This window comes from Streptomyces sp. NPDC050806 (assembly GCF_055586425.1).
Genome location: NZ_JBVJIF010000006.1, coordinates 369742 through 381953 on the forward strand (window position 1 = coordinate 369742; position 12212 = coordinate 381953).

The 12212-nt window shown below is 73.9% G+C and carries 9 protein-coding genes; 3 read left to right on the forward strand and 6 right to left on the reverse strand.

Features of this window, described 5'->3' with window-relative positions:
• Window positions 1–9: 9 nt before the first annotated feature.
• A complete protein-coding gene (locus ACZ6WH_RS21010; RefSeq protein WP_469729882.1) occupies window positions 10–969 on the forward strand; it encodes a MerR family transcriptional regulator in 960 nt (319 codons plus the stop codon).
• A 12-nt stretch (window positions 970–981) separates the two neighbouring features.
• Window positions 982–1440: a hypothetical protein gene (locus tag ACZ6WH_RS21015; protein ID WP_469729883.1), complete on the forward strand. Its 459-nt coding sequence runs from the start codon at window positions 982–984 to the stop codon at window positions 1438–1440.
• Between the two features lie 109 nt (window positions 1441–1549).
• Here the strand turns inward: ACZ6WH_RS21015 and pspAB are convergent, their stop codons facing one another.
• The 3 genes from pspAB to ACZ6WH_RS21030 all read right to left on the reverse strand — a co-directional run bounded on the left by pspAB (window position 1550) and on the right by ACZ6WH_RS21030 (window position 4139).
• Complete coding sequence (gene pspAB, locus ACZ6WH_RS21020; protein WP_469729884.1) at window positions 1550–2113, reverse strand: PspA-associated protein PspAB; 564 nt, start codon at window positions 2111–2113, stop codon at window positions 1550–1552.
• Window positions 2114–2176: 63 nt separating this feature from the next.
• Complete coding sequence (gene htpX, locus ACZ6WH_RS21025; protein ID WP_469729885.1) at window positions 2177–3076, reverse strand: zinc metalloprotease HtpX; 900 nt, start codon at window positions 3074–3076, stop codon at window positions 2177–2179.
• A 154-nt stretch (window positions 3077–3230) separates the two neighbouring features.
• Entirely contained in the window at window positions 3231–4139 is a 909-nt protein-coding gene (locus ACZ6WH_RS21030; protein WP_469729886.1) for an LLM class flavin-dependent oxidoreductase, read from the reverse strand.
• Between the two features lie 233 nt (window positions 4140–4372).
• Between ACZ6WH_RS21030 and ACZ6WH_RS21035 the strand changes: the two genes are divergently transcribed.
• On the forward strand, window positions 4373–5218 hold the full coding sequence (locus ACZ6WH_RS21035) for a Cof-type HAD-IIB family hydrolase (RefSeq protein WP_469730013.1): 846 nt from the start codon (window positions 4373–4375) through the stop codon (window positions 5216–5218).
• Between the two features lie 78 nt (window positions 5219–5296).
• On the opposite strand, the gene ACZ6WH_RS21040 is transcribed toward ACZ6WH_RS21035, so the two are convergent.
• The 3 genes from ACZ6WH_RS21040 to cydD form a co-directional block, all read right to left on the reverse strand.
• Window positions 5297–6550, reverse strand: coding sequence for a M23 family metallopeptidase (locus tag ACZ6WH_RS21040; protein ID WP_469729887.1), 1254 nt, complete (start codon window positions 6548–6550; stop codon window positions 5297–5299).
• Window positions 6551–6764: 214 nt separating this feature from the next.
• On the reverse strand, window positions 6765–8444 hold the full coding sequence (locus tag ACZ6WH_RS21045; protein ID WP_469730014.1) for a sensor histidine kinase: 1680 nt from the start codon (window positions 8442–8444) through the stop codon (window positions 6765–6767).
• Between the two features lie 225 nt (window positions 8445–8669).
• Window positions 8670–12212, reverse strand: coding sequence for a thiol reductant ABC exporter subunit CydD (cydD, locus tag ACZ6WH_RS21050; protein WP_469729888.1), 3543 nt, complete (start codon window positions 12210–12212; stop codon window positions 8670–8672).

Below are 12212 nucleotides of genomic sequence, written 5' to 3' on the forward strand. Positions count from 1 at the left end.
AGCACCGCAGTGACCGAGCAGCACCGCCCGGCGGCCGAGTACCGCATCGAGGAGCTGGCGCACCGGAGCGGCACCACGGTCCGTACGATCCGCGCGTACCAGGACCGTGGGCTGCTGCCCAAGCCGGAGCGGCGGGGACGGGCGAACGTCTACGGTGACGCGCACCTCGCCCGGCTGCGGCAGATCTCGGACCTGCTGGACCGCGGCTACACCCTGGCCAGCATCAAGGACCTGCTGGAGGCCTGGGACTCGGGGCGCGGGCTGAGCGGGGTGCTGGGGCTGGTCGCCGAGATCGACGGGCCCTGGACGGACGAGGAGACCGGCCGGATCACCCGCCGGGAGCTGGACGCGACCTTCGGCGGCACCCCGGACGAGGCGGCGGTGGCGGACGCGGTGGAGCTGGGAGTCCTGGAACCGGTGCCGGGCAGTTCGGAGGAGTTCCTGGTGCCCAGCCCGCAGGAGCTCGCGGTCGCGGCCGAACTGCACTCCGCGGGGGTGCCGCTGCCCGCCATCTCGGGGCACCTGCGGGAGCTGCGGGTGCAGGTGGAGCACATAGCTTCCCGCTTCCTGGACTTCACCACCGAGCATGTCTTCCAGCAGTACTTCGACCATCCGCCGAGCGACGCCGAGGCGGAGGAGGCGGCGGGTCTCGTCCGCCGGCTGCGACCGCTGGCCCAGCAGACGGTGGACGCCGAACTGGCCCGCGCCATGCGGTCGTTGGCGAGCCGCTACCTCCGTCACCACCTGCACAGCGAGCCCCCCGAGCGGACCGCCGCCGAGCACGTCCCGCTGCCGGCCGCCACCGTGCAGTCCGTCCGTGACCTGGTCGGACCGGCGGGTGTCGCGGCGTTCGTCACCGCGGCCACCGAGCACGAGGTGAGCGCCCGCCGAATGGACGCGCTGATCGCGGACGCCGCACCCGCTGCGCCCGATGCCGACGAGGACCGCGGCGCGGGGCCCGCCCGGTGAGATCATCACCCCATGGACCGTCCGCATCTGCCCAGCACCGAAGCCGTCGTCGACGCCGTTCGTGAAGCCGCCCGTGCGTACGGCCGCGACATCGAGGTCACCCACGACATCGGGGCCGACCGCTCCGGCCGCCGGCTCTCCGCAGGTGCGTTCGTCGTCGCCGACCCGGACGGCTCGCTGCCGCACGAGGCGTATGTCGAACTGACCGGTGGCCGACCGCGCATCACGATCGAGGTGTTCTCCGAGGACGACGCCACCGTGACCGTCGAGGGCATCCCCTTCCAGGACCTGCCCCGCGACTCCGTCCCGGCCTTTCTGCACGCGGTGCTGGGCGACCTCGCCCACGTCAAGGGCCGTTTCTTCCCGCCCGGCTGGTGGCTGGTGGTGCCACTCCCCGGTGACGAGACGTACAAGGAGCTGATCACCGGGGTCGATCTGACTCCCTGGCTCAGCTCCCGGGTGCGGTCATGACGTCGAGCGGCTTGTGATCGACAGGCGCGACAGATGTTTCACGTGAAACAGGAGGTTCTCGTGAAACGGGACATCGTGTTTCACGTGAAACAAAGCAGCACACTTCGCGTCACAGCCCTGGCGCGCCCCACACCGGGAACCAGCGGCTCAGATCCTTCTCAACGGCGAGATCGTCGGCGAGCAGGGACCGCATCTGAAGTTCGAGCGGGTTGTCACGCTTCTCGCCGTCTCCGGGGAGCGGCGCGAAGGGATAGAACGTGCCGCGTTTGTAGAGGTACACCAGGGCGAGCGAGCGGTCGCGCTCGTCGCGGAAGCCGATCAGCGAGCAGAGCAGCTGCGGGCCGAAGCCGGCCTCCTGGAGCGAGGTATTGACCGCGTGCAGGTCGTTGACCAGGCCCGCGGTGTCCTCGGGGGCGTGCTGGGCGAGAAGCCAGGTGTACCCGTACTGGTCCTGGGTGTACTCCACCGGCGGGCCGAGCAGCTCCCGCACATCGGCCTGGATGCGGGCGAACGCCCCGCCTTCGACGCTCGCGAAGCAGACCGAGCCCCGGCCCGTCGGCGTGAATCCCGTTGCCGCCTGCAGGGTGATCGCGGCGGAGGGCAGCGCGAAGAGCTGGTCGAGGTCCGGGCGTACCGGCTTGCTGCGGCCGAGGATCACATCCAGAAAACCCATCGAGTGGCTCCTAGGGGCTGAGGGAGAGGCGGGCCGGTACTGAGCCGATGGTTCCGGCCCGGTTCACGGCCGGCCCAGCTGGGCGGAGAGGCGGCCGAGCTGGTCCAGGCGCTGTTCCAGCGTCGGGTGCGAGGACAGCAGCTGGACGGCGTTCTCCTTGGAGAAGGCCGGGGCGAAGTAGAACGCGTTGAACGGCTCGGCCCGGCGCAGATCGCGGGTGGGGATCCGGGCCATCTGCCCGGTGACCTTGGTGAGCGCGGCGGCCAGCGCGGACGGCCGCCCGGTGAGGAGCGCGGCGGCCCGGTCGGCGGACAGCTCACGGTAACGGGACAGCAGCCGGGTGAGCAGGAAGCTGATGACGTACACCACCGCGCTCACGGCCGTGACGATCAGGACGGCGATGGCCGCGTTGTTGTCCCGGTTGCTGCGTCCCACCCCGCTCCACAGCGCAGCCCGGGTGATGACCCCGGCCAGCACTCCCAGGAACGAGGCGATGGTCATCACCGCCACGTCGCGGTGCGCCACGTGCGACAGCTCGTGCGCGAGCACCCCTTCCAGCTCTTCGGGCTCCAGCCGGCGCAGCAGTCCGGTGGTGGCGCAGATCAGGGAGTTCCGCTGATTCCGCCCGGTGGCGAAGGCGTTCGGGAGGTCACTGTCGGCGATGCAGACCTTGGGCTTGGGCATGTCGGCGAGCGCGCACAGCCGGTCGACGGCGCCGTGCAGCTCGGGCGCCTGCTCGGGGGTGACCTCGCGGGCGCCCATGCCGAACGCCGCGATGCGGTCGCTGAACCAGAACTGAGCGATGAAGAGGGCGCCCGTGATCACCAGCACGATCAGCCACGCGCCCTTGAGCAGTACCACCAGCGCGCCGACGACCACGACGTACAGCAGGCCGATGAAGAACATCGTCACGACCATGCGCGAGGTCAGCCCGCGGTCCGGGGCGAATCGGGTCCGAGCCATGGTGTCCTCCAGCCGGACGGCCCAGCCGACCGTCCGTACGACGACGCCTCTGTCCCGATTCTCCCTCCAGATCCCTGTTCGGTTCCTCCTGGCGAGGCAAAGGGACGGTGATCCCTTCGGCGCCCGGGCGCGGCCGGCTCCGAGCTGTGCCGGCTCAGCCGGCCGCGAGCTGGGCCGGCGCCTCCGCCGCGATCCGCTCGAAGACCGACTGATCGGCCTCGAAGATCGTGCCCTCGATCGGCCAGTGCAGCACGATCTCGTCGATGCCCAGCTCCCCATGGCGGCCGGCGAAGTCCACAAAGGCGTCGACCGAGTCCAGCGGCCGGTCCGGCGTGAAACCGGTCAGCAGGATCTTGGGCAGCTTCCCGGTGTCCCGCCCCTCCGCTTCGCAGGCCGCGCCCAGCCGCTCGATCTGGCCGGCGATCGCCGCCTGCGACTGCTCGGGGGTGCCCGAGGCGGACACCTTGGGGTCACCGGTGGTGACCCACGCCTGGCCGTACCGCGCCGCCAGCCGCAGGCCGCGCGGCCCGGTGGCGGCGACCGCGAACGGCAGCCGCGGCCGTTGCACGCATCCGGGCACGTTGCGCACCTCGTGCGCCTTGTAGTGCTCGCCCTCGTACGTGACGGCGTCCTCGGTGAGCAGCCGGTCCAGCAGGGCGACGAATTCGGCGAAGTGATCGGCGCGCTCGCGCGGCGTCCACGGCTCCTCGTCGCTGCCGAGCAGCGCATGCGCGTCGAAGCCGTTGCCGCCCGCGCCGATGCCGAGCGTGATCCGGCCGTCGCTGATGTCGTCCAGCGAGATCAGCTCCTTGGCGAGGGTGACCGGATGCCGGAAGTTGGGCGAGGTGACGAGGGTGCCCAGGCGCAGGCGGGAGGTCGCGGCGGCGGCCGCGGTCAGCGTCGGCACGGCGCCGAACCACGGGCCGTCCCGGAAGGGGACCCGCCAGGACAGGTGGTCGTAGGTGTACGCGGCATGGAAGCCCAGCTCCTCGGCGTGCTGCCACACCTCCCGCCCGCCTTCGGACCAGCGTCGTACGGGCAGAATCACGGTGCTCAGTAGCATGCCTCCGAGCCTACGGCTGGACGCGCCGACCGGCCCTGTCAAGCTCATGCGCGCGCCCCGGCGCACGCCTGTGCGCGCATATGCGGGAAGATGGCCTCGTGACTGATGGCCCTGTGACAGACGATCCCTCCGCCGAGCCGCCGCTGTCATCCGCGCGGACGCCGGCATCCGAGGCGCCGCCGCCATCCGCTCCACCCCGGCCGCCCGAGCCACGGCCCGTCCCGGCGCCGCCGCTGCCCGGCCGCCGCACCCGGCTGATCGCCACCGACCTCGACGGCACCCTGCTGCGCGACGACAAGACCGTCTCGGCACGGACGATCGCGGCGCTCGCCGCCGCAGAGGAGGCCGGTATCGAGGTCTTCTTCGTCACCGGCCGGCCGGCCCGCTGGATGGACGTGGTCAGCGACCACGTGCACGGCCATGGCCTGGCGATCTGCGCCAACGGCGCCGCCGTCGTCGACCTGCACCGCGGCCGCCGCATCGTCGAGGTGCGCGCGCTGCAGCGGGACGCGGCGGTCGCCGTCGTGGAGGCGCTGCGCGCCGCAGCCCCGGGCACGTCGTTCGCCGTCGAACGCACCGGCGGCATCCACTACGAGCCGCAGTACCCGCCGTTCCACCTCGACCCGGGCGCGCTGATCGCCCCGGTGGAGAAGCTGCTCGGCGAGGAGTTCGAGAAGGCGGACGAGCCCGTCCTGAAGGTCCTCGCGCACCACTCCGAGCTGGACCCGGACGCGTTCCTCGCGCTGGCCCGTGAGGCCGCGGGGCACCTGGCGTCCTTCACCCGTTCCAGCCCCACCGCGCTCCTGGAGATCAGCGGCGCGGGCGTCAGCAAGGCCGGTACGCTCGCCCGCTGCTGCGCCGAACGGGGCATCGCCCCGGACGAGGTGGTGGCGTTCGGTGACATGCCGAACGACATCGAGATGCTGGCCTGGGCGGGCACGTCGTACGCCATGTCCAACGCGCACCCGGACGTGCTGGCCGCGACCACGCACCGCACGGCGGGCAACAACGAGGACGGCGTCGCCGCCATCATCGAACGTTTGATCGAGAAGCTGCTGCGGGAGCGGACCTGCGGCTGACCGCCGCCCGTAGGGCCATGACCGGACGGCCCCCGTAGGACGGCGTCCGGGCAGACAGGGCCCCGGGCCCGCGGGACCTCACACCCCTGCACCGCGCTTCCGCAGCCAGCGCAGGGGCTCGACGGCCGTGTCCACACCGGGGCCGCGCCGCACTTCGAAGTGCAGGTGCGGCCCCGTGGAGTTGCCGGTGTTCCCGGAGAGTGCGAGGGGCTGCCCGGCGCGTACCCGCTGCCCCGGGCGCACCAGCACCGCCGACAGATGCGCGTACTGCGTGTACGTGTGCTCCCCGTGCCGCACCACCACGTTGATCCCGAAGGGGCCGCCGCACTCCACCGTGGTCACCCGGCCCCGGCCCACGGACCGTACGGGCGTGCCCACGGGCACCGCGAAGTCCTGCCCCGTATGCCGGTGTTCCCAGTGCGCGCCCGCGCCCCCGAACGAGGCCGACAGCGCGTACCCCGTCACGGGCCGGGTCCACCCCCGCGCGGACGGGGCGGCGACCGCGAGGGCCCCGGCGGCCGAAGACACCCCCTCCGACGGCCCGCCACAGCTGCCGGCCGCCGCCGTACCGGACTCCGCCGCACCGGCCACCAGCCGCCACAGCCGGCCGCGCGCCCGGTCCAGGCTGCGCCCGATGCGCTCCCGCTCCCCGGCCAGCCGCTGCTTCCGGGCGTCGAGCACCTGCGTGCGGCCGGCCGCCGCCGCGCTCCCCGCCGCCAGGGCCCGGCTCGCGCGCAGCGCCGTACGCGCCCGTGCCGCCAGGGCGCGCTGCCGGTGCTCGGCCAGCCGGTGGGCCCGCAGCACCTCCTCGGGGGCGGCCGAGGTCAGCGTGCGCACGGCGAAGGAGAGCCCGCTGCCGGTGCGGTACTGCTGGGCCGCGATCTGCCCGGCGGTACGGCGCAGCTCAGCGGCGGTGCGGCGCTCCCTGCGCAGCCGCTCGGTCAGCTGCCGGGCCCGGACCCGTTCGGCCCTGGCGGCCCGCAGCCCGTACTCGTACGACCGTCCTGCCCTGCCCGCCGCCACGCCGAGCCGCAGCACCTCCAAGCGCGCCCTGGCCAGCCGGGCGGACCGCCCGCGCCCCACGACGTGACCGGGCCCGCCGCTCTCGTACCGCGCACCGCCGCCCTGCGGCACCACGGCGCCCCGCCGCGCCGCCCGCTCGTGGCGGGCCGCACCGGCCGCCGGTACCGCGTGCGCCCGCTGCGCCGTGCCTCCCGGCCGCGCCGCCGCGCCTTCGTACGCGGTGGCAGCGGCGGCCGCAGCGACGGCCGCGCCGCCCGGAGGAAGTCCGCCGGGCAGCAGCCCGCCCAGCATGATCGTGAAGGCGCACACGACGGCACCGCGCCGACGGGCCCGCGACCGGGCCGCCGGTGCCCGTCGCGGCGCGCGGGCCTCCTGACCGCACGACAGACCTGGATGCATGGGCCGATATTTGCGCGATCAGGACGCCGGACCGCGGAGCGCGGTTCCGGCCCCGGACCGTAAGCCACCGAACGGAGCACAGCCGTCCGGCCACCTGGGGGAGCCGCCGATCCGGCGCCGCGCCTCACAGCGGCGCCTCCCACGTCACCATCGTGCCCGCCCCCTCCTTGCCGAGCCCCGGCCCGTACGTACTGGACCCGCCCAGCGCCTCGGCCCGCCGCGCGAGGTTCTTCAGGCCGCTGCGCCGGCCGCCCTCCGGAATGCCCACACCGTCGTCGGCGACCGTCAGCCGTACCGCGTCCCGTCCGTCCGGCAGCGTGGCCGTGGCGTCCACGACGACCTCGATCCGGGAGGCGTGGGCGTGCCGGAAGGCGTTGGACAGCGCCTCGCGGAGCGCGGCGACCAGGTTCTTGCCGGTCGACTCGCCGACCATGGCGTCCAACGGGCCGACGAAGTTCACCGACGGCTGGAAGCCCAGCGGCACCGCCGCCGTACCGATCTCGCGCAGCACCCGAGTACGCAGCCCCGAGGGCGCCTCGGCGGGCCCCTGCTGCAGGGCGAAGATGGCGGTGCGGATCTCCTGGATCGTCACGTCCAGCTCGTCCACGGCCTTGCCCACGCCCTGCCGCACCTCGGGCACCACGGCCCTGCGGGCCGCGCTCTCCAGCATCATTCCCGTGGCGAACAGCCGCTGGATGACCAGGTCGTGCAGGTCCCGGGCGATCCGGTCGCGGTCCTGGTAGACGGCCAGCCGCTCGCGGTCGCGGCGCGCGTCCGCGAGGACCAGCGCCAGTGCGGCCTGCGCGGCGAACTGCGCGGCCAGCGTGCGTTCCGCGGGGGTGAACTGCCGGGCGCCGCGCGCCCTGGGGGTGGCGAGGGTGCCGAGGACACGGCCGCCGCTCTTCAGGGGCAGCAGCATGCTGGGCCCGAAGTACGGCGCGACCTCGGTGATCATGCGGGGATCGGTCGCCGAGTCCTCGACGAACACCGGTTCGCCGGCGAGGAGGGTGGCGGTCACCGGGCTGTCGGGCGGGATCTGCGTTCCCATGAGACGGGCCGGCTCGTCCGCCGCCGCGGCCACGATCTCCAGCCCGCCGTCCTCCACCGGCAGCAGCACGATCCCGGCGGCGGAGTCCGCCAGCCGCCGGGCCTGTTCGGCGACGACGGCCAGCGACTCGTCCACGTCGCTCCCGGCGAGCAGCGCGGTGGTGACGGCGGCGGCGCCGTCGATCCAGGCCTCGCGCTGCCGGGCCGCCGCGTACATCCGGGCGTTGCCGATCGCGAGACCCGCCTCCGTCGCGAGGACCCGCAGCGTGTGCAGGTCGCCCTCGCTGAACTCGCCGCCGCCGCGCTTCTCCGTCAGATAGAGGTTCCCGAAGATCTCCCCCTGGACCCGGATCGGCACCCCGAGGAACGTCCGCATCGGCGGATGCCCGGGCGGGAAGCCGGCCGCGCGCGGGTCCTGGGTGAGGTCGGCCAGGCGCAGCGGCCGGGGATCGTGGATGAGCGCGCCGAGCAGGCCCTTGTGGCCATCGGGGAGCGCGCCGATGCGCCGGTGGTCCTCGGCGGTCACGCCGTACGTCACGAAGTCCGACAGGCCGTCCCGGGCCTGGTCGACGATGCCGATGGCCGCGTACCGGGCATCGGCCAGCTCCGCCGCGGTCTCCACGATGCGGTCCAGGGTGACGTGCAGGTCCAGCCCGGCACCCACGGTCCGCATGGCCTCCAGCAGACGCGGCAGCCGGGCGGTGATCTCGGGCGAGATCCCCTGGAGGCTGCGGGTGGCCTCCGTGGCCGCGTCCATCGTGTCGGCTTCGGCCCCCTGCACGGAGTCCTCCGGCACGAAGTCCTCCGGCACGAAGTCCTCCGGCACGGGGCCTTCCGCCGCCCCGGGTCCGTTCGCTGGTCCTGCCGTGGCTGCCATGCCCCGAGCCTAGTAAGTACCTTTTGCCCTGGAAAGTCGCGATTACCGTTCCGGGGTGTGCCGACGGTACGTACGGAGCACGGTGCCACGGGGCGGAGAGCGGGGCTACGAGCGGGGTGCGGCGGCCGCCCCCGCGGTGTACCGGGCGTCCGCCGCCCGCTCCCGGTCCCGCATGCCGCGGAACGGGCCGTCGGCCGCTGCCAGTTCCTCGTACGGGCCGCGCTGCACCACGCGCCCCTCGTCGAGTACGAGGATCTGGTCGACCGCCTCCAGCCCCGCGAGCCGGTGCGTGATCAGGACCGTGGTCCGGCCGCTGGTCGCGTCCAGCAGGTCGGCGGTCAGCGCGTCGGCGGTGGCCAGGTCCAGATGTTCGGCCGGCTCGTCCAGCACGAGCACGGGGAAGTCGGCGAGCAGTGCGCGGGCCAGCGCCAGCCGCTGCCGCTGCCCGCCGGACAGCCGCGCACCGTGCTCGCCGACCAGCGTGTCCAGGCCCTCCGGCAACCCGCGTACCCAGTCGGCGAGCCGGGCCCGCTCCAGCGCGTCCCACAGGTCGGCTTCCGCAGCCCCCTTATCGGCCAGCCGGAGGTTCTCGCGCACCGAGCTGTCGAAGAGGTGGGCATCCTGCGCGCACAGCCCGACCAGCCGCCGTACCTCGTCGCCCGCCGCCTGCTGCGCGTCGACCCCGTCCAGTGTGTACGTACCGGACTCCCGGTCCAGGAAGCGCAGCAGCACCTGCGCGAGGGTGGTCTTGCCCGAGCCCGACGGGCCGACCACCGCGATCCGGCGGCCCGGCGCGAGCGTGAAGCCCACACCGTCGAGCGCCGGCCGGTGCTGCCCGGGGTGGCGGGCCGTCAGCCCGCTCACGACCAGCGGGAACGGCGACTCCGGCAGCTCCTCGGGCGCGTCGGGCTCACGCACCGGCGCCGGTGCGTCCAGCACCTCGAAGACCCGCTCGGCGGCACGGCGGGTGCGCTGCCGGTACTGCACCGCGAGCGGCAGCCCGGCCACCGCCTCGAACGCGGCGAGCGGCGTCAGCACGACCACCGCCAGGCTCACCCCGCTCAGCCGTCCGTCGTGCACGGCCTGCACGCCGACGACCGCGGCGGCCGCGGCGGTCAGCCCGGTCAGCAGCGCGGTCAGCCCGGCGCCCGCACCGGCAGCCGCGGCGGACCGGGAAGCGACCGCCGTGAGTTCGCGGTCCGCCCTGCGGGTGCCGGCCAGCCGCTCCCGCAGGGCGCCCGCGACGGTCAGTTCGGCCGTACCGGTGAGGAGGTCCACGACGCGTGCGGCGAGGGCGCCGCGCGCCGGGGCCAGCCGTCGTTCGGCCCGCCGGGCCAGCGCGGCGGAGACCAGCGGCACGGCGACGCCCGCCAGCAGCAGGCCGGCGGCGAGCACCGCGCCGGCCTCCGGCAGCAGCCAGGCGGTGAAGCCCGCCGATCCGGCGCCGACCACGACGGCCGCGCCCACGGGCAGCAGCCAGCGCAGGAAGTAGTCCTGTCCGGCGTCCACGTCGGCCACCAGCCGGGACAGCAGGTCGCCTCGGCTGCGGTCGCGCAGGCCGGCGGGGGCGAGCTGCTCCAGCCGCCGGTAGACCGCCACCCGGACGTCCGACAGCATCCGGAACACCGCGTCGTGCGCGACCAGCCGCTCGGCGTACCGGAAGACGGCCCGGCCGATGCCGAACGCGCGGGTCGCCGTGACCGCGACCATCAGATAGAGCACCGGGGGGTGCTGCGAGGCCCTTGAGATCAGCCAGCCGGAGGTGGCCATGAGGCCTACGGCGCTGCCCAGTGCGCAACTGCCCAGCAGTAGCGCGAGGGCGAAGCGGGAGCGGTGCGCTCGGGCCAGCGCCCTGAGCCGGGCCAGGGGCCGAGCCCCTGGACCCGCCACGGCCTCGTGGCCGGTGCCGGGGCTCCGGGGGTGGTCGTCGGACTGCTTCGCTTTACGTCCGACGACCACCCCCTCCGCCCCGGTCCCTTCCGTAGTCGCGGCTGGTGCCGGTGCGTTGGGGTGGCCGGGGAGGTGAATGACCCGGTCGGCTGCCGTGATGAGGGCCGGGCGGTGGGCTACGAGGAGGACTGTGCGGCCCTTGGCCAAGCGGCTTACGGCGTCCACGACCGATGCCTCCGTCTCGCCGTCCAGGTTTGCCGTGGGCTCGTCGAGCAGGAGTATCGGGCGGTCGGCCAGGAACGCGCGGGCTAGTGCGAGGCGTTGGCGCTGGCCGGCGGAGAGGCCTGCGCCGGACTCGCCCAAGCGAGTGTCCGGGCCGTCGGGGAGGGCGTCGATGAAGTCGAGCGCACCGGCGTCGCGCAGCGCGGCCCGTACCGCCTCGTCGTCCGCGTCCGGGCGGGCCAGCCGTACGTTCTCGGCGACCGTGCCGGCGAACAGGTAGGGGTGCTGCGGGACCCAGGCGACGCGGCGGCGCCAGCTGTCGGGCGCGAGCGTGGCGAGGTCCACGCCGTCGACCCGCACCCGCCCGGCCGCGGGCGTCGTGAAGCCGAGCAGAACGTTGAGCAGGGTGGTCTTGCCGGCGCCCGACGGCCCCGTGAGCGCCACCGTCTCCCCTGCCGCCACCTCGAACGAGGTTTCCGGCAGCGAGGGTTCGGTGCGCCCGGAGTGGCGTACGACGAGGCCGTCCACGGTGATCCCGGTACCGGCGGGCGCCTCGCGCGTCCCGTCGTGCCCGGCCTCCGCCTCGGTCTCCAGCACCGCGAAGATCTCTTCGGCGGCCGCCAGGCCCTCGGCCGCCGCGTGGTACTGCGCGCCCACCTGCCGCAGCGGCAGGTACGCCTCGGGCGCCAGGATCAGCACCATCAGACCGGTGGAGAGGTCGATTTCGCCGCTGACCAGGCGGAAGCCGATGCCGACCGCGACCAGCGCGACGGAGATCGTGGAGAGCAGCTCCAGCGCGAAGGAGGACAGGAAGGCGATGCGCAGGGTGCGCAGCGTGGCTCGGCGGTACTCGCCGGTGATGGTGCGGATGGCGCCCGCTTGGGCCTTGGCCCGGCCGAAGACCTTGAGCGTGGGCAGGCCGGCGACGACGTCGAGGAAGTGCCCCGAAAGCCGGGTCAGCAGCTTCCACTGCCGGTCCATCCGCGACTGGGTCGCCCAGCCAATGAGGATCATGAACAGCGGGATGAGGGGGAGCGTGACGACGATGGTCGCGGCGGAGATCCAGTCGCCGGTAACGATGCGGACCAGCACGGCGACGGGGACGACGACCGCGAGTCCGAGCTGCGGGAGGTAGCGCGCGAAGTAGTCGTCGAGTGCGTCGATGCCGCGGGTGGCGAGGGTGGTCAGCTCGCCGGTGCGCTGGGTTCCGAGCCAAGAAGGGCCGAGCCCGGTCGCCTTTTCCAGCAGCCGGGTGCGGAGTTCGGACTTGACCGCGGCGCTCGCCCGGTGCGCGGCCAGCTCGGTCAGCCAGGAGACGAGCCCCCGGCCGACCGAGACCAGCGCGAGCAGCAGGACCGGTGTGGTCAGGTCGTCGAGCGAGAGATCGCGCTGGAACGCCCCGACGACGACCTCGGCGATGAGCATCGCCTGGCCGATGACCAGGCCGGCCCCGGCAAGCCCGAGCACCACCACCGCGGCAAGGAAGAAACGGGTGGCGCGGGCGTACCGAAGCAGGCGCGGGTCGATCGGTTTCAC